The 20535-nt window shown below is 68.1% G+C and carries 2 protein-coding genes; both read right to left on the bottom strand.

What is annotated here, in order from left to right:
• Positions 1–2: 2 nt before the first annotated feature.
• Positions 3–9905, bottom strand: a complete 9903-nt coding sequence (locus ABZ293_RS31200; RefSeq protein WP_355186491.1) for a type I polyketide synthase — start codon at positions 9903–9905, stop codon at positions 3–5.
• The gene (locus ABZ293_RS31195; RefSeq protein WP_355186489.1) at positions 9905–20488 is read right to left on the bottom strand and encodes a type I polyketide synthase; all 10584 of its coding nucleotides are present in this window, start codon (positions 20486–20488) and stop codon (positions 9905–9907) included. The genes ABZ293_RS31200 and ABZ293_RS31195 overlap by 1 nt, the downstream gene beginning before the upstream one ends.
• Positions 20489–20535 lie beyond the last annotated feature (47 nt).

Below are 20535 nucleotides of genomic sequence, written 5' to 3'. Positions count from 1 at the left end.
TCTCAGCTGAGCCGGTTGCTCATGATGTGGGCGACCAGACTCTCCGAGTCCATCGCATCGATCGACTCCGGCGCGCCGGTCCGGTCGGCGAGCGGCGCGGGATGGTCGGTGTCGGCCGGGCGGAGCAAGGCGTCCAGGATGCCCATCTCACGCAAATGCGCCAGCGGCACGGTGGCCAGGCGGCGCCGGATTTCGCGCTCGTCCGGATCGATATCGCCGTCCGAGCCTGCGCCGAGGTCCAGCTGCCGGTGTATGTGCTCGGCGACGGCTTGTGGTGTCGGGTAGTCGAAGAGCAGGGTCGCGGGCAGCGTGAGCCCGGTGGCCGCCTTCAACCGGTTGCGGGTTTCGACGGCGGTCAGCGAGTCCACACCGAGATCACGGAAGTTGCGGCCTGGCTCGACGTCCTCGGGGCCGTCGTGGCCGAGTACCGCGGCGATCTGCGTACAGACAATCTCGAGAATGGCTTGTCGCTGTTCGGATTCCCGCATCGCGGCCAGTGTCTGCCCTAACGCCGATGACGCCGCGCCCGCCGTGTCATGTCGATCCGCCTCCCGAATCGCTCGCACGTCCGGAATATCGGCGATCAGCGGGCGTGTCCGCGCCATCGTGTAGACGGCAGTGAACAGGTCCCAGTCGATGTCGGCGATGGTGGTCCGGATGTCGTCGCCACCGATGGCGTTGGCGAGCGCGGTCATCGCCAGTTCGGGTCGCATCAGTCGGACACCCATCCGGGTCATGTACTGCCCGGCGTCCCCGGTGCCGGCCATACCGTCACCGGCCCAGCCGCCCCAGGCCAGCGTGGTGGCGACCAGGCCGCGGCCCCGCCGCTGCTCGGCGAGGCCGTCGAGAAAGGCGTTCGCGGCTGCATATTCGGCGGCGCCGGCGCTGCCCCAGGTCGCGGCACCGGAGGAGAACAGCACGAACGCGTCCAGGGTACGGTCGCCGAGCACGTCGTCGAGGTGTTCGGCCCCGAGCACCTTGGCGGCGAGGACGGAGTCCATAGACGAGGGCACGATCTCGGTGAGCGGATGGTGCGCAGCGACGCCCGCGGCATGGATCACCGCGGTCAACGCGCCGGCGTCGCGGTCGACCAGCGCCAGGGCCCCGGCCACAGCGCCGCGGTCGGTCACATCAGCCGCCAGGATCGTGATACGGCCGCCCAAGACGCCGACATCGGTTTCGAGTTCCGCCACACCGGGAGCGTGGCGGCCTCGCCGACTGAGCAGAACGATATGTTCGGCACCAGCTTTCACCAACCAGCGCGCGAGGTGCCCGCCGATTCCACCGGTTCCACCGGTGATGAGCACGGTCCCGCGCGGTGTCCAGGTCCGAGCTGCGCGGGGCGCGGGGGCGCGCATCATTCGCCGCCCGTAGACACCGGTTTCGCGGATCGCGAGCTGATCCTCGCCATCGTCACGGGACAACACGGACAGGAGCCGCCGCAGCGAGGTCCGATCCGATTCCGGTGGCAGGTCGATCATTCCGCCCCACCAGTCGGGGAATTCCAAGCCTGCTACCTGCCCCATCCCCCACAGTTGGGCACGTCTGGGGTCGGCGATGCGATCGGACGGAACGGCTGCCATTGCGCCGCTGGTCACGCACCAGATGGCAACGCCATGCGCCGGGTCGCCCGGTGCCAGATCGCTCAGTGCTTGGAGCAGCGCGAGATTCCCCAGCACGCCGCGCGATACCGAAGAGACCGCACCGGCTCGATCGTCGATGGCGAGCAGCGATACGACACCGTGCAGCTCATCCACTCGGGTTGCCCGGATCAGATCGGCGATCGCGGCGCGGTCCATCCCGTCGACATCGACGGACACCGACTGCGCCGATACACCCGATTCGATGAACGTCTCGACAACCTCATCGGCGATCATGCTGTGGGATGGGGCGACAACCAGCCAGTTCCCGGACGGCTGTGTCGCGCTGTCCGCCAGCAACGTCCATTCGATCCGATACCGCCATGAGTCGATCACCGACTCGTCCCGGCGCCGCTGCCGCCAGGATGACAGCACCGGCAGCACCTCGTCGAACCGCCGACCGGGATCAACGCCCAACGCGCTCACGTCGCCGCGTTCGACCGCGGCCCAGAACTCACCGTCGATCCGGTCGCGACCGGGCCGCTGTGCCGTGGCTGTGCCGCCGAGCCAATATCGTTGGCGCTGGAACGCATACGTCGGCAGCCCGACCCGGCGCCTGCCTTCGCCGAACAGGGCACGCCAGTGGACGGTTTCTCCGGTCACGTGGAGCTGCGCAACGGCTGCCGCCGCCGTCGACGACTCAGGGCGAGCCTTGCGCAGCACCGGTACCGCTGTCCCGCCCGCGGACTGCTCGATCAGATCCGTCAATCCGCCATCCGGGCCGACCACTACGAAACGGCTCGCCCCGGCCAGCTCGAGCGAGCGCACCCCGTCGCCGAAGCGGACCGTCGCACGGACATGCCGCACCCAGTACTCCGGCGTGGCCAACTCCGAACCGGCCAGTTCCCCACTGACATTCGACACGATCGGGATGACCGGTTCAGTGAACGACAGCCCCGCGAGCACATCGGCGAACTCCGCCAGCATGGGTTCCATCAACGGCGAATGGAACGCGTGCGACACCCGCAGCCACGTCGCTGCGCGGCCGATGCCCTGGAAGTGGCTCACCATGTCTTGTACGGCCGCTCGAGCACCGGACACCACGACCGAACCCGGGCCGTTCACGGCGGCGACGGCGACGTCGGCGGTCAACCGCGGCATGATTTCGGTCTCCGTTGCCGCCACCGAGCACATCGCGCCGTCGTCCGGCAGCACCTGCATCAACCGGCCGCGTGCCGCCACTAGCGCGGCCGCGTCGTCGAGGGACAACACGCCGGCGATATGGGCGGCCGCGACCTCACCGATCGAATGACCCGCAACGAAATCCGGTCGGATACCCCATGATTCGAGCAGCCGCGACAGGGCGACTCCGACGGCGAACAATCCCGCTTGCGCGAACGCCGTGGCATTCACGGTGTCCGTGTCGTCGCCCCATATGACCTCGCGCAGCGAGCACTCCAGATATCCGTCCAGCCGATCCGCGGCCGCGTCGAAGGCCGCCGCGAACACCGGGTACGCGTCGTGCAACTCCCGGCCCATGCCGCGATACTGTGCCCCCTGGCCTGGGAAGATGAATGCGGTTCTGCCCGAGGTGTCCGCCACCCCGCGCACCACAGCGCCCGAAGGCTCCCCCGCCCTCAGGGCGGTCAATCCGGATAACAACTCCGCACGCTCGAACCCGACGACCACTGCGCGATGATCGAACCGAGACCGAGTACCGGCCAGCGACCATCCGACATCGACCGGATCCAGCTCGGGATGCGCGGATACCCATTCCACCAACTTCGATGCCTGGGCGGGTATGGCCGATTCGCTCTTCGCGGAAATCATCCACACCACGGCACGCGAAGCGCCGGGCTCCTCGGTACTCCGGGGATCGATCGTCTCGGGTTCGGGGGCTTGTTCGATGATGACGTGGGCATTCGTACCGGAGATACCGAACGACGACACCCCGGCGCGCCGAGGGCGACCGACGGTGTCCCATTCCCGTTGCCCGGCAAGCAGTTCCACCCGACCGCTGTCCCAATCGACGTGCGGCGACGGTGCGTCGATATGCAAGGTGCGCGGCATGATGCCGCGTCGCATGGACTCCACCGCCTTGATCACGCCCGCCACCCCCGCGGCGGCCAAGGTATGGCCGATATTCGATTTGATCGATCCGAGCCACAGCGGCCGATCGGCAGGCCGGTCCTGCCCGTATGTCGCGAGCAGTGCCTGCGCCTCGATCGGATCACCCAACGTCGTTCCGGTGCCGTGCGCCTCGACCAAGTCCACATCGGTGCCGGCGACACCCGCGTTCGCCAACGCCCGCCGGATCACCCGCTGCTGGGACGGACCGTTCGGCGCGGTCAAACCATTCGACGCACCGTCCTGATTCACCGCCGACCCGCGAACCACCGCCAGCACTTCGTGACCATGGCGCAGCGCATCGGAGAGCCGCTCGAGCACCAGCACTCCCACACCCTCCGACCAGCCGGTACCATCCGCGGTCGCCGCGAATGCCTTGCACCGCCCGTCGGTCGCCAACCCGCCATGACGGGAGAACTCGGCGAATATCGCCGGTGTCGCCAGCACCGTCACACCGCCGGTGAGGGCGAGCGCGCACTCACCCGAGCGCACCGACTGCACTGCTTGATGGAGCGCGACCAGACTCGATGAGCATGCCGTATCCACCGACACGGCAGGCCCTTCCAGACCGAGGGCATACGCCACTCGGCCCGACACCACACTCGGTGTCGTCCCCGTCATCAGGTAGCCCTCGCCCGCGGCCGCATCGTCAGCGCCGAGACCGTACGGCTGGCTGATCACGCCGACGAAGACGCCCGTGTCGCTGCCCCGCAACGACGTCGGATCGATGCCGGCCCGCTCCAGCGCCTCCCATGAGGTTTCCAGCATGAGCCGCTGTTGCGGATCCATCGCGATCGCCTCGCGCGGGCTGATCCCGAAGAATCCCGCGTCGAATTCACCAGCGTCGTACAGGAAACCACCTGCGCGCACGGGCAATCCGGCGACATCCCAGCCGCGGTCGGACGGAAACCCCGACGCCACATCCCGTCCCTCGGCGACCAGCCGCCACAAATCCTCCGGGGAGGACACACCTCCGGGGAAACGACACCCCATCCCGACAATGGCCACCGGCTCCGCGACCGCACCGGATGACGCAGCCGCGGGAATGGATTCTCCGGGAGCCTCGCCCACCATGTGCCGGTGGAGGTACTCGGCGAGTGCCGTAGGTGTCGGATAGTCGAAAACGAGGGCTGCTGGTAGTCGTAGCCCGGTGGTGGCGGCGAGTCGGTTGCGGACCTCGACGGCGGTCAGCGAGTCGAAACCCAGTTCCTGGAAGTTACGGTCGGGATCGACAGCGCTGGCCTCGCGGTGTCCGAGGACCGTGGCCACCTGGGCGCGCACTAGGTCGAGGACCGCCCGCCGCTGTTCGGCCTCGCTCACACCTGCCAGGCGCCGACGCAGCATGCCGAAGTCGTCGGAGTCGCCAACCACTCGGCGCCGCGGGATCGTCACCAATTCCCTGAGCAGAGCTGGTAGTTCGGTCGATCGTCGCGAAAGCGCCTGCGGGTCGATGCGTGTCGCTACGACCTGCGCGGTGGGCGCGGACAACGCCGCGTCGAACATGGCAAGGCCCTCGGTTACCGATAGCGGGGTGATGCCTTGACGCTCGATGCGCTGAATACGTGCCGCACCCAGCACATCACCCATACCCGCACCCGACCACAAACCCCACGCCACCGACACAGCCGCGAGACCGAGACCTCGGCGATGAGCGGCAAGCGCATCCAGGAACACATTCGCCGCCGCATAGTTGCCCTGCCCTTCGGCCAGCACCAGACCACCGACCGACGAGAACAACATGAACACACCCAGCGACATACCCGCGGTCAGCTCATGCAGATACCACGCCGAATCCGCCTTCGCGGCCAGCACCGAATGCATCCGATCAGCGGTCAGTGCCTCGACCAGACCGCTGTCGCCGATCCCCGCCGCATGCACGACCCCGGTCAGCGGAGACGACTCCGGGATTCCCGTGAGCAACCGCGCGAGCGATCCGCGATCGGAGACATCGCACGCGACGACGTCGGTATGCGCACCGAGCCTCGACAACTCCTCCCGCAAAGCGGTCGCACCGGGAGCATCCGGACCCCGCCTGCTTGCCAGCAGCAGACGCTGCACACCGAGCCGCGTAACGAGGTGCCGGGCAACCTCGGCCCCGATCCCACCCGTGCCACCCGTCACCAGCACCGTGCCATCGGGATCGAGCGCCGGCTCCCGCTGTGGGGTCTGTGTGATCCGAGCCAACCGAGGTGCGAACGCCGCGCGCCGCCGAATCGCGATCTCCGGCTCGCCGGACATCAGCACGGCAGGCAGCTCCGAAAACGATTCGGCCCCATCGACATCCACCAGCACAAAGCGGCCCGGGTGCTCGGACTGAGCCGCACGCACCAGGCCCCACACGGGGGCGTGTGCCACCTGGACGTCCGTCCCCGGAATGTCGACCGCCCGCTCGGTCACCACCGCAAGCGTCGCATCGGCGAACCGCTCATCCGACAGCCAGCGCTGCAACACCGCCAGGACAGCGACGGCAGCCGAGTGCAGACCCGCGACCACCTCGCCGACCTCTGTATCACACTTCAGCACAACGACTTCCGGGACCGATCCGGAAAGCGCCACCTCTCCCCACTCGACCACGGAGACCGGCTCGCCGCTGGGAACTGCGCGCCACTGCACCCGGAACAGCTCCCCCGGTGTGGACTGTGCCAGCTGCTTCGGCGGCAACGGCCGGACGGACAGCGACCGCACCGACACCACCGGAACCCCTGCACCGTCAGCTGCTTGCACCGACATAGCGGCGGAGCCGATGGGCACGATCCGCACCCGCAGCCGGGACGCCCCGGTAGCGAACAACGACACCCCCTCCCACAGGAACGGCACCGCCGTGGCCTGTCCGTCCGGTCCTGAATCTGCCAGCGCGCTCGCGTGCAATGCCGCATCGAACAAGGCAGGGTGCACACCGAACCCGGCCGCGTCCGCCACTTCCGGCAGCACGACCTCGGCGAACACCTCCTCCCCTCGCCGCCACATCGCCGTCAAACCCCGGAAGGCGGGACCGTAGCCATATCCCAAGTCGGACAGGCGGTCATAGGCTCCCGCGATGTCCACGCCCGTCGCCCCCGTTGGCGGCCATGTCTCGAATGCGTAGTCCGGCAGGGTATCTGGAACCCCTGTGTGCACCCGACCTGTCGCGTGCAGCACCCACGTTCCGTCGACATCCTCGTCCGCTGCGCAGGAGTACACCGCGACCGAACGCCCGCCGCCCTCCTCGGGACGACCGAGGACCACCTGGACCCGCACCCCGCCCGCCGCTGGCAGGATCAGCGGAGCCTGCACGGTCAACTGTTCCACGGCGCCGCAACCCACCTGCTGCCCCGCCCGCAGCGCCAGCTCGACGAAACCGGTCCCCGGCAGCAGCGCCACACCACCGACAGCGTGATCGGATAGCCACGCCTGCGTGCCTGCGGACAACCGACCGGTGAACACCACGTCCCCTGACTCGGCATGTCGCACAACCGCACCCAGCAACGGATGATCGGCGCCCACCAGTCCCCATCGCGAAACGTCGGCCGAATCCCCCACCGATTCCAGCCAGAACCGCTCCCGTTCGAATGCGTAGGTCGGCAGATCTACGTGTCGGCCGTGTCCGCCGAACACCGCGCTCCAGTCGACGTCTACTCCGGTCACGAACACCCGCGCCACCCCGGCAAGCACTGACCATGCCTCCGGACGATCCCGCACCAGCATCGGTGTCACCACCGGATCGGCGGGCTCCAGGCACTGCCCGATCAGTCCCGTCGACCCACCGTCCGGACCTGCCACCACGAACCGGCGCGCCCCGGCCGCGGCGAGCGTGCGCACCCCGTCGGCGAAGCGCACGGTCTCCCGGACATGCCGCACCCAGTACTCGGGTGCGGTCATCTCGGAGCCAGCCGATTTCCCACTGACATTCGACACGATCGGGATGGTGGGCTCGGCGAAGTCCAGTCCCGCGAGAACTTCGGCGAACTCGGCCAGCATCGGTTCCATCGATGCCGAATGGAACGCGTGTGATACCGCGAGCCGACCAGTGCGACGGCCCATTTCGGCCAAGCGGTCGACCACCTTCGCGACCGGCTGCGCCGCACCCGACACCACAACCGATTCCGGGCCGTTGACAGCCGCCAGCGCCGCTCCGTCCACCAGCAGCGGCAGCACCTCCGCCTCGGACGCCTGCACCGCGTACATCACGCCGCCGGAGGGCAGCGCCTGCATCAGCCGACCTCGTGCGGTCACCAATGCGGCGGCGTCGTCGAGCGACAGCATGCCGGCCACATGTGCGGCGGTGATCTCACCGACGGAGTGCCCGATGACGAAATCGGCGCGCACACCCCATGATTCGAGTAGCCGGAATAGTGCGACGCCCACGGCGAACAGGCCCGCCTGCGCACAGGACGTCTGGTCCAGCGTGTTCCGGTCCTCCCCCCACAGCACGTCCCGGATCGACTGATCACCGTGTGCATCGACGGCACTCACCACCGCGTCGAATGCCGCGGCGAATGCCGGAAACGTGCCGTGCAGTTCGCGGCCCATCGCGAGATATTGCGCCCCCTGCCCGGGGAATACGAATGCCGTGCCGCCCGAGGGCTGTACCGAACCTCGGATCACAGCGGCCGCGGTGGCACCCTCGTGCAACGCTGCGGTGCCGGTCAGCAAGCCGTCGCGATCCGGCCCGAGCACCACGGCTCGATGCTCGAATACAGATCGCGTCGTCGCCAGCGACCATCCGATATGCGCCGGATCCGACTCCGGACGGGACGACACCCAGTCCAGCAGTCGGCCCGCCTGGTCGGTCATCGCCTGCGCACTGCGCGCCGACAACACCCACGGCACCAGCGCAGGCCGATAACCCGTCGTGTCGGCGGTGGCATCATGCTCGGCGACCTGCTCGAGGATGAGGTGGGCGTTGGTTCCGGAGATCCCGAACGACGACACCGCAGCACGTCGCGGCCGATCCAGTTCGTCCCAATCCCGGTGTTCGACAAGCAGTTCCACTCGGCCGCTGTCCCAATCCACCTGCGACGACGGTGAATCCACATGGAGTGTCTTCGGCAGCACCCCCCGCCGCAATGCCTCGACCATCTTGATCACCCCGGCCACACCGGCCGCGGCTTGGGCGTGGCCCATGTTCGACTTGATCGATCCGAGCCACAGCGGGCGGTCAACGGGACGATCCTGACCGTAAGTGGCGAGCAGCGCATGAGCTTCGATCGGATCACCCAGTGCCGTACCGGTCCCGTGCGCCTCGACCACATCCACCTCGGACGCGGCCAGCCCAGCATTCGCCAACGCCAGCCGAATGACCCGCTCCTGCGATGGTCCGTTCGGCGCCGTCAAACCATTCGACGCACCATCTTGATTCACCGCACTACCGCGAATCACCGCCAGCACGCGGCGGCCATGGCGCCGGGCATCCGAAAGCCGTTCCAGCACCAGCACCCCGACCCCCTCGGACCACCCGGTACCGTCCGCGGCCTCCGCGAACGACTTGCACCGTCCGTCGGCCGACAACGCCCGCTGCCGCGAGAATTCCACGAACAGTCCCGGAGTCGCCATCACCGTCACGCCGCCGGCCAAGGCCAAGGTGCACTCGCCCGACCGCAGCGCCGCCACCGCCTGGTGCAGCGCGACCAGGCTCGACGAGCAAGCCGTATCCACCGATACTGCGGGCCCTTCCAGCCCGAGCGCATACGACACCCGGCCCGAAACGATCGAGCCCGCACTGTCATTGCGCGGATAGTCGTGATGCATCACGCCCATGTAGACGCCGGTTGCACTGCCCCGCAACGCCTTCGGGTCGATAGCGGCCCGCTCCAGTGCCTCCCACGACGTCTCCAGCACCAGCCGCTGCTGCGGATCGATGGCGACGGCCTCGCGGGGGCTGATCCCGAAGAACCCTGCGTCGAATTCGCCTGCACGATGCAGGAAGCCGCCCTCGCGCGCATACGTTTTCCCGGTCGCATCGGGATCCGGGTCGAACAACCCGTCGACGTCCCAGCCGCGGTCGGCCGGGAACTCCGACACCACGTCGCGCCCGTCGGCCACCAGCCGCCACAGGTCCTCAGGTGTGCAGACCCCGCCCGGGTAGTGGCACCCCATCCCGACGATCGCCACCGGCTCCCTGGTGGCGGCCACCAGCTGCCGGTTCTGCGCGCGCACCGTCTCGTACTTCTTCAACGACGCCCTGAGCGCGTCCAGCAGGGTCTGGTCCGAAGCGGTCATCAGTCCTCCAATGCCATCTCGATGAGCGCGCTGGCGCTGAGCGAGTCGATAGCATCGCCGTCGGATTCCATGTCCGTGTCGGGCGCCTGTCCGGACAGTTCGAGCAGCGCGGGCAGCAACCCTGCGCGACGGATCGTGTCGAGCGGAATCGCGCCGATGATGTCCCGTAGTCGTTCCTGCGCGGGATCGAGAGATCCGGGTCGGTCGGCGAAAAGGTGCTTCCGAACCAGGTATTCGGTGAGGGTGGCCGGGCTCGGGTAGTCGAAAATGAGGCTGACAGGCAGGCGCAGCCCGGTGGCGGTGTTGAGCCGATTGCGGACCTCGATGGCCGTCACCGAGTCGAAACCCAGCTCCTGGAAATTGCGGTCCGGATCGATATCGGCTGCGCTGTCATGTCCGAGAACAACCGCCACTTGAGTACGAACCACCTCGAGGACCATGCGGATCTGTTCGGTCCGGGTCGAACCCGTCAGCCGCTTGCGCAGTCTGGTGGAATCACCCGTGTCGCCCGCGGCCATCCGCCGAGCCGGCGGAACCAGGTCACGTAGCAGAGCGGGCACCGGGTCGGTGCGCTCGGCCAGTGCTCGGGTACTGATGCGGGTGGCCATGACGACCGAATCCGCCACGCCGAGCGTCGAATCGAGCAATGCCAACCCATCGGTGACCGACAGCGGTGTGATGCCCTGGCGTTCGATGCGCTGAATACGTGCCGCACCCAGCAGATCGCCCATACCCGCACCGGACCACAAACCCCACGCCACCGACACAGCCGAAAGTCCACTGCTTCGCCGATACGCGGCCAGCGCATCCAAGAACACATTCGCCGCCGCGTAGTTGCCCTGTCCCTCGGCCAACACCAAGCCTCCCACCGAGGAAAACATCATGAACAAACCAAGCGGCATACCCGCGGTCAACTCGTGCAGATACCAAGCCGAATCCGCCTTGGCAGCCAACACCGAGTGCATCCGATCTGCGGTCAGTGCGTCGACGAGGCCGGTGTCGCCGATCCCTGCGGCATGCACCACCCCGGTGAGCGGATATGCCTCGGGAATCGCCTCGATCAACCGTTGCAGTGCCACCCGGTCGGCCACATCGCACGCAAGGATATCGACGGATGCGCCGAGCGCCTCGAGCTCGTCTCGCACAGCGGTCGCGCCCGGAGCACTCGAACCCCGCCTGCTAGCCAGTAGCAGACGTTTCACACCGTGCCGCGCAACGAGGTGCCGCGCGACTTCGGCTCCGATCCCACCCGTGCCACCGGTGATCAACACCGTGCCATCGGGATCCAGTCGGACTGGTTCGCCGATCTCGGCCCGCGCGATGCGTGCCAACCGAGGGACACAGACCCGGCCGAGCCGGATCGCCACCTCGGGCTCACCGGAGGCCAACGCCGCCGACAAGGCAGCGGTCGAGGACTGATCACCGTCGACGTCCACCACGATGAACCGTCCGGGGTGTTCGGCCTGGGCCGCGCGCAGCAGACCCCAGACGGGAGCATGCGCCACATTCAGCTCGACGCCGGTAGCAGCCAGGTCGGTGCCGGTGACATCGACGGCTCGTTCGGTCACCACGGCCAGGGTCGTGTCGGCGAACCGCTCGTCGGCCAGCCACCGCTGAAGTGCCTCCAGCACGTCGACACTGACGGAATGCAGATCGGCCACCACCCCATCGGAACGGGCCGCACACCGGTAGACCACGACATCCGGTACCTGGCCGCCGGTTTCGACCTCATGCCACTCCGCCCACGGCACCGACCCCGCAGCCGCAGCCGCCCGCCACGCGATCCGAAGCAGATCTCCCCGACCCGGTCCCCTCAACTGCTCTTCCGACACCGGTCGCACGGACAGCGACCGCACCGACAACACCGGCGCTCCAGCGTGATCCGCCGCTTCCACCGCGACGCTGTCGGTGCCGACCGGCGAGATCCGCACCCGCAACCCTGTCGCCCCCGAGGCGAACAACGACACACCCTCCCACAGGAACGGCACCGCTGTCGCGTCCCCATCCGACCCCGAACTTCCGTGCACCGCACCGGCATGCAGCGCAGCATCGAACAATGCCGGATGCACGCCGAACCCTGCCGCATCGGCCACGCCGGGGAGGACGACCTCGGCGAACACCTCCTCCGCCCGCTGCCACATCGCGGTCAGACCACGGAAAGCGGGACCGTAGCCGTACCCGAGGTCGGATAAACGGTCGTAGGCGCCCGCCACGTCGACCGGCAATGCCCCCGACGGCGGCCAGGTCTCGAAGTCGAACTCCGGCACCTTCGCGGCCGGCCCAACGGTGCCGCGTGCGTGCAACTCCCACTCCCCGTTCCCGTTCTCGGTGGTGGAGTACACCGACACACTACGATCACCGGTCTGCTCGGGACCGCTCACCACGACCTGGATCCGAACGGCGCCCTCGACCGGCACCAGCAGCGGTGCCTGCAAGGTCAATTCCGCCAGCACCGCACAGCCCACCTCGGCAGCGGCGCGCAGCGCCAACTCCACGAAACCCGTGCCGGGCAGCAGCACCACCCCGGCCACGGCGTGATCGGCCAGCCACGGCTGGGATTGCTGCGACAGACGGCCGGTCAGCATCACACCGCCCGACTCCGGCGCGACCACGACGGCACCCAGCACAGGATGACTCAGGGGGGACAAGCCCAACGACAGCGCATCCCCCGAACCCGCCATTGGATCCGCCCAGTACCGGCGCCGCTGGAACGCGTACGTCGGCAGATCGACTCGCTGCACCGCGCGGCCGGAAAACACCGCGGCCCAATCCACTCCATCCAGGTGGGCGACCGCCGCCAGCGCGGACGAGGGCTCCGAACGTCCCTTTCCCAGCACCGAGATCACCCGCGCGTCCGGCGATTCCACGGATGCTTCGATCAGTCCAGGCAGTCCACCGTCCGGACCCGCGACAAGGAATCCGGCGACACCCGCGCGGTGCAAGGCCCGGATTCCGTCGGCGAAGCGCACCGTTTCGCGAACATGCCGGACCCAGTACTGCGGCGACACCAACTCCGAACCAGCCAACCCACCAGTCACATTCGACACCACCCCAATCGTGGGCTCATGGAACTCGAGACCCGCCACCACCTCAGCGAACTCCGCCAACATCGGCTCCATCAACGCCGAATGAAACGCATGCGACACCCGCAACCAACTCACCCAACGCCCCATGTCCTGCAACTGACCCGCAACCGCGGACACCGCATCCCGAACACCGGACAACACCACCGAACCCGGACCGTTCACCGCCGCAACAGCCACCCCATCGACCAACAGCGCACGCACCTCCGCCTCCGACGCCGCCACCGCACACATCACCCCACCCGACGGCAACCCCTCCATCAACCGACCACGCGCCACCACCAACACCACCGCATCCCGCAACGACAACACACCAGCCACATGCGCAGCCGCCACCTCACCAACCGAATGACCAACCACAAAATCCGGCCGAATCCCCCACGACTCCAACAACCGGAACAACGCCACCTCAACCGCAAACAAACCCGCCTGCGCAAATACCGTCCGACTCAACAGCTCTTCGTCAGATCCCCAAACAATCTCGGTCAACGAACACCCCAACTGTTCATCCAACCGACCAACAACCTCATCGAACGCCCCGGCAAACACCGGATACGCCGCATACAAACCCCGACCCATACCCAACCACTGCGCACCCTGCCCCGGAAACACCAGCGCCGTCTTACCCGGCACACCAGCCACGCTCCGCACCACAGCAGCCGACGACCTACCCCCAGCCAACTCCGCCAACCCGGACAACAACTCCGTCCGATCCGCACCGACCACCACCGCACGATGCTCGAACCGCGACCGCGTCGTCGCCAGCGACCACCCCACATCGACCGGGCCCAGTCGGGGTCGCTCGGCCAGGAATTCCACCAAGCGCTGTGCCTGTGCGCGCAGCGCCGATTCGTGTTTCGCCGAGACAATCCACGGCACCGCACCATCGCTTGCGCCGGTCCGGTCGACAGTCGCGGTGCTGATCGCTTCGTGATCGGCGACCGGGGCCTGCTCCAGAATCACGTGCGCATTGGTGCCGCTGACCCCGAACGACGAAACGCCCGCCCGCCGCAGCCGTTTCGTCTCCGGCCACGCCATGGATTCGGTCAACAATGCCACCGCACCGGACGTCCAATCCACGTGCGAGGACGGCGAATTCACGTGCAGGGTGGCGGGAAGCACCCCGCGGCGCATCGCTTCCACCATCTTGATCACGCCCGCGACACCGGCGGCGGCCTGCGTGTGACCGATATTCGATTTGATCGATCCCAGCCACAGCGGACGATCCGCCGGCCGATCCCGGCCGTAGGTGGCCAGCAGCGCCTGCGCTTCGATGGGATCGCCCAATCGTGTTCCGGTGCCGTGCGCCTCGACCACATCGACCTCGGCGGCAACCAGTCCCGCGTTCGCCAAGGCCCGGCGGATCACGCGCTGCTGGGCGGGGCCGTTCGGCGCGGTCAAACCGTTCGACGCACCATCCTGATTCACCGCCGATCCACGCACCACCGCCAGCACTTCGTGGCCGAGGCGGCGCGCGTCGGAAAGCCGCTCGACCACAAGCACTCCCACGCCCTCGCTCCATCCGGTGCCGTCCGCCGCATCCGCGAACGACTTGCACCGCCCATCCGGGGCGAGCCCACGCTGCCGGGAGAACTCGATGAAGGTGCCCGGCGTCGCCATCACCGTCACCCCGCCCACCAAGGCCAGTGCGCACTCACCCGAACGCACCGACTGCACTGCCTGATGCAGGGCGACCAGGCTGGACGAGCACGCCGTATCCACCGATACCGCAGGCCCTTCCAGTCCGAGCGCGTACGACACCCGCCCGGACACGATCGCGCCTGCGACCGCACTGCCTGGATAGTCGTGGTACATCATGCCGACGAACACGCCGGTGTCGCTGCCGCGTAACGATTCCGGCGCGATACCCGCGTCTTCGAGTGCCTCCCAGCTGGTTTCCAGCAGCAGCCGCTGCTGCGGATCCATCACGGCGGCTTCCCGGGGGCTGATGCCGAAGAACTCCGCGTCGAATTCAGCCGCGTCGTACAGGAATCCGCCCCTGCTAACGTACGATTTCCCAACCGCCGCGGGATCCGGGTCGAACAACGACGCCACATCCCAACCACGATCGACCGGAAATCCCGAGATGGTGTCCCGGCCTTCGGCGACCACATCCCACAGCTGCGCCGAGGAGCTCACGCCGCCCGGATAGCGACATCCCATGCCGACGATCACCACCGGCTCCGCCGCGGTCTGGGCAGGTGCGTTTCCGGATGGCGTATCCGGCTCTTCGCCGAGCAGATCCCGGAGGATCAGGCGGGCAACGGCATCCGGCGTCGGATAGTCGAAGACGAGGGTCGCAGGCAGCCGCAGGCCGGTCACCGCGCTGAGCCGGTTGCGAGCCTCGACCGCGGTCAGCGAATCGAATCCCAACTCTCCGAAATTGCGCCCCTCCTCGATGGCGGCCGGCCCGTCGTAGCCCAGCACTGTGGCGATCTGGTCACGTACCAGGGCGAGTACCAGCCGCGCTCGGTCGGGCGCGGCGAGGCCGGACAGCCGCTCACGCAGCACCGCCGCCGAATCCGCCGCCGAAGCACCGGTTGCTCCCGTGGCACCGCGACGCGTGCGCGGCGCGAGTTCCCGCAGCAGCGGCGCGAGGGTTTCGGTCCCGGCCTGTGCCGCGAGCGCGATCGGGTCCCAGCGAACCGCGACCACCTCGGCGAGGTCCTGCCCCACGGCGGCATCGAACAGTGCCAAGCCCTGCTCGTTCGACAGTTCCAGGAACCCGGTCCGGTTCCATCGCGTGGCGTCGACCGCGCCGAGCTGCCCGCGCATCCCGGTGTCCGAGGCCCACATGCCCCATGCGATCGACGTCGCCACCAACCCGTTCGCGCGCCGGTGTGCGGCCAGCCCGTCGAGGACCGTGTTCGCGGCCGCATAGTTGCCCTGGCCGGCGCCACCGAATGTCCCCGCGACCGACGAATACAGCACGAACATCGCCAAATCCAGGTTCCCGGTCAGCTCGTGCAGGTACCAGGCCGCATCGGCTTTTGCCGCCAGCACCGCATCCAGCCGCTCCGGCGTCAGCGATGCGACCACACCGTCGTCGAGCACGCCCGCCGCGTGCACCACCCCGACCAGGGGAGACTCCTGCGGCACGGAGGCAATCAATTCCGCCACCGCATCGCGCGCGGATACGTCGCACGCCACGACGTGAACTCGAGCCCCTAGATCGGTGAGCTCCCGCAGCAATTCGGCTGCGCCGGGTGCCGCCGGTCCACGACGGCTCACCAGCATCAGTGATCCAGCCCCATGCGCTACCACGAGATGCCGGGCCATCGCCGCGCCGAGGCCTCCGGTACCGCCGGTGATCAATACCGTCCCATCGGTCAGCGCTCGCCTGGCACCTCGCCGCACACGGGTGCCCGTGGCGGGGACACGCCTCAGCCGGGCCGCATGCAACACACCGCCGCGCACGACGACCTGTGGCTCGCCCGAGGCGAGCACCGCGGGCACCACACCAACGTCACCGGGCGCACTATCACTGTCCACGAGCACAATTCGACCCGGATCCTCCGACTGCGCCGCACGCACCAGCCCCCACATCGCGGCACCCGCCAGGTCCGTCACATCTTCTCCGGCCGGCCCGACCGCGCCATGGGTGATCAGCACCAATGTGCTCGTCCCGAATCGAGACGCACCCAGCCACGTCTGCACCGCCGCCAACGCCTCGCGGGTGGCGGTATGAATTCTCGCTACGACGTCACCGACACTCCCACAGCTACCCGGGACGTCGATGACGACAACCGAGGGTATGGCATCAGGTCTGTCCTGTGCGTGGCGGATCGTGGTCGGGAACGAGCCGATGTCGGAGAACGACATCAGATCCGCAACAACCGGCGGTGTGCCGACGGGCGGGACAAGCGGATTCCATTCGACCGCATGCAACCGATCATTCGATCCGGCAGTGGACAGTTGTTCGGCCGCCACCGGCCGCGTGGTCAACGAGCGGACCGTCAGCACCGGCTGATCGTTCTCGTCGACAGCGACGATCGCCAGCGCGCCGTTACCGTTCGGTGCTGTTGAGATTCGGGCGCGCAATGACGACACTCCGGTAGCGTGCAGCGTCACGTCCTGCCAGGAGAACGGCATGGCCATGGACGGTCCGTCCCCACTCTCCGGTTCGGCGAGCGCCAGCGCATGCAGTACCGCATCCAAGAGCGCCGGATGCACGCCGAAACCCTCTGTACCCGTGCCGGTTTCCGGCAGATCGACCTGTACGAACAGGTCCGCGTCCCGCTGCCACACAGACCTCAGGCCGCGGAAGATCGGCCCGTACCCGTAGCCCACGTCCGCCAGCCGGTCGTAGACGCCGCTCACGTCGATCGGTACCGCACCCGAAGGCGGCCAGTCACCCAGCCGATCCGCTGCACCGTGGCCCGCGGTCTGCCGACTCAGCACACCTTGCGCGTGTACCGTCCACTCCTCGTCGGTATTCGCGTCCTCGATGCACGAGTACACCGATACGGCGCGCGCGCCGGTTTCGTCGGGGCCCGCCACGACCACCTGGATGCGGACCCCACCCGCGGACGGCAACACCAGCGGCGTCACCAACGTCAGCTCCCGCACCGTGGCGCAGCCCATCTCGGCACCGGCACGCAGCACCAACTCGACGAATGCCGTGCCGGGCAACAACACCACCCCACCCGCGGCGTGATCGCCGAGCCACGGGTGGGAATTCAGCGACAGTGTGCCGGTCAGCACAACGCCACCCGAATCCGGGGAAGTCACCACCGCACCGAGCAACGGGTGATCGGCGGCCGACAATCCCGCCGCGGACACCTCACCCGCAGCCGTGGTCGCGTTCAGCCAGTACCGACGCCGTTGAAACGCATATGTCGGCAGCTCGACCCGCCGGGGCGCGGCCGGCGCGAACACCGCAGCCCAATCCACATCCGCGCCCCCGACGTCCAGTTGCGCGACAGCGGTCAGCGCGGTCGATACCTCCGGCCGGTCTTTGCGCAGCAGCGGCACCGCCGCCACCTCGGCCCCGTCGGCGGATTCGAGGCTCCGGCCGATCAATGCGGTGAGACCGCCGTCAGGTCCCGCGATCAGGAATTTGGTGGCTCCTGCTCGCCGCACAGCGAGCATTCCCTCGCCGAAGCGCACCGTCGCGCGGACGTGGTCCACCCAGTACCGCGGCGTCGCCAGTTCCGAACCCGCGAGCTTCCCGCTGATATTCGACACGATCGGGATCGACGGCGTGCTGAACGTAAGCCCGGCAACGACATCGGCGAACTCCGCGAGCATGGGTTCGGTCAGCGGCGAGTGGAATGCGTGCGACACGGGTAGCCAGCTGACGCGTATTCCCCGCTGCCGCAACCGGTCCACGATCTCGGCAACCGCATCGCGCGCGCCGGACAGCACGACCGCATCCGGTCCGTTCACCGCCGCAACAGCGACACCGTCGGTCAGCATCGCCGATACGTCGGCTTCGGACGCCGTCACGGCACACATCGCCCCGCCCGGCGGCAGCGCCTGCATCAATCGTCCGCGCGCGGCCACCAGCGTGGCTGCGTCATCGAGCGTCAGCACACCGGCCACATGCGCCGCCGCCACCTCGCCGATCGAATGACCAGCCACGAAATCCGGTCGAACACCCCATGATTCGAGCAGTCGGTACGAGGCCACCGCGACGGCGAACAGACCGGCCTGCGCGAATACGGTGGCGTTTGCCGCCTCCTGATCCGAGCCCCACAGGATCTTGCGCAGCGCACCGCCCAGCCGCTCCTCCAGCCGAGCCGCGACCTCGTCGAATGTCGTCGCGAAGACCGGAAATGCCGCGAACAGCTCCCGGCCCATGCCCACGAATTGCGCGCCCTGTCCGGGGAACACCAGCGCGGTCTGCCCCGCGCCGTCCGCTCTCCCCGACGTAACGCCTGTGGTCGGCGTCCCGTCCGCCAATGCTGCCAACCCGGACAACAGCTCCGAACGATCGGCGCCGACGACGACCGCGCGGTGCTCGAATCGCGATCGCATCGTCGCGAGCGACCAGCCCACATCCACCGGGGACGACTCCGGATGCCGAATGATCCAGTCGTGCAGCCGTTTCGCCTGGGCGCGCAACGCTTCTCGGCTCCGCCCGCCCAAAACCCACGGAACCACCGCCATCTCGCAGGGCGCGGCGACCTCGGCGGGTTCGGGATCGGCCGCGGGCGCCTGCTCCACGATCACGTGCGCGTTCGTGCCGCTGACCCCGAACGACGACACTCCGGCCCGGCGCGGCCGGTCCGTCTCCGGCCACGCCCTTGCCTCGGTCAGCAGTTCCACGGCGCCCGCGGTCCAGTCGACATGGGAGGACGGCCCGTCGACATGCAGCGTCTTCGGGAGTATGCCGCGCCGCATGGCTTCGACCATCTTGATCACCCCGGCCACCCCGGCTGCCGCCTGCGTGTGACCGATATTCGATTTGATCGAGCCCAGCCACAGCGGCCGGTCGGCGGGCCGATCCTGCCCATAGGTCGCCAGCAGCGCTTGCGCCTCGATCGGATCACCCAGTGTCGTGCCGGTGCCATGCGCTTCGATCACGTCCACGTCAGATGCGGCGACGCCCGCGTTCGCCAAAGCCCGGCGGATCACCCGCTGCTGGGACGGACCATTCGGCGCGGTCAAACCATTCGAGGCACCGTCCTGATTCACCGCACTACCCCGAACCACCGCCAACACCCGATGACCGCGGCGTCGTGCCTGCGACAGCCGCTCCACTACGAGCACGCCGACGCCCTCGCTCCATCCGGTACCGTCGGCCGCATCCGCGAATGATCTGCAGCGCCCGTCCGCCGACAGGCCGCCCTGCCGGGAGAACTCGAGGAATGCCGCAGGTGTGGCCATCACCGTCACCCCGCCGACGAGCGCCAACGTGCACTCGTTCAAACGCACGGCTTGTACCGCCTGGTGCAGGGCGACCAGGGAGGACGAGCATGCCGTATCCACCGACACCGCGGGGCCTTCCAGGCCGAGCACATACGACACCCGGCCCGACACCACGCTCGAGGTAGTCCCCGTCAGGAGATAACCCGCGACGTTGTCGGCGTCGGCGACCTGGTCCAGGCGCGGGCCGTAACCCTGGTCGGTCACCCCGGCGAACACGCCGGTATCGCTGCCGCGCAACGTCTCCGGGTCGATTCCCGCGTCTTCCAGTGCCTCCCAGCAGGTCTCCAGCAGCAACCGCTGCTGCGGGTCCATCGCCATGGCCTCACGCGGGTTGATTCCGAAGAACCCGGCATCGAAATCGGCGGCTGCATCGATGAATCCACCCTCGCGCACCCCCAGCGAGGCCGCCACACTCCAGCCCCGATCGACCGGAAACCCCGACACCGCATCCCGGCCCGCCGCCACCACATCCCACAGATCCGCCGCCGAGGACACACCTCCCGGATAGCGGCATCCGATCCCGACGATCGCCACCGGTTCCGACAGTGCCGCATGCAGCTGCTGCTTGGCCTCGTACAGCTCGGAAGTGACCCATCGCAGGTTTTCGAGGATCTTGTCGTCGTTCATCGATCTGGACCTATCTGTCGAAAGCCGGTGCGCGCGTCAGGATTTTC

It is taken from the genome of Nocardia sp. NPDC005998, assembly GCF_040614395.1.
Classification (GTDB): Bacteria; Actinomycetota; Actinomycetes; order Mycobacteriales; family Mycobacteriaceae; genus Nocardia.
This window is presented reverse-complemented; position numbering and strand designations above follow the sequence as displayed.

What these genes read in the sequence shown, in the direction of transcription:
- ABZ293_RS31195 (WP_355186489.1), bottom strand. Translation starts at nt 20,488, where the DNA reads ATGAACGACGACAAGATCCTCGAAAACCTGCGATGGGTCACTTCCGAG.
- ABZ293_RS31200 (WP_355186491.1), bottom strand. Translation starts at nt 9,905, where the DNA reads ATGACCGCTTCGGACCAGACCCTGCTGGACGCGCTCAGGGCGTCGTTG.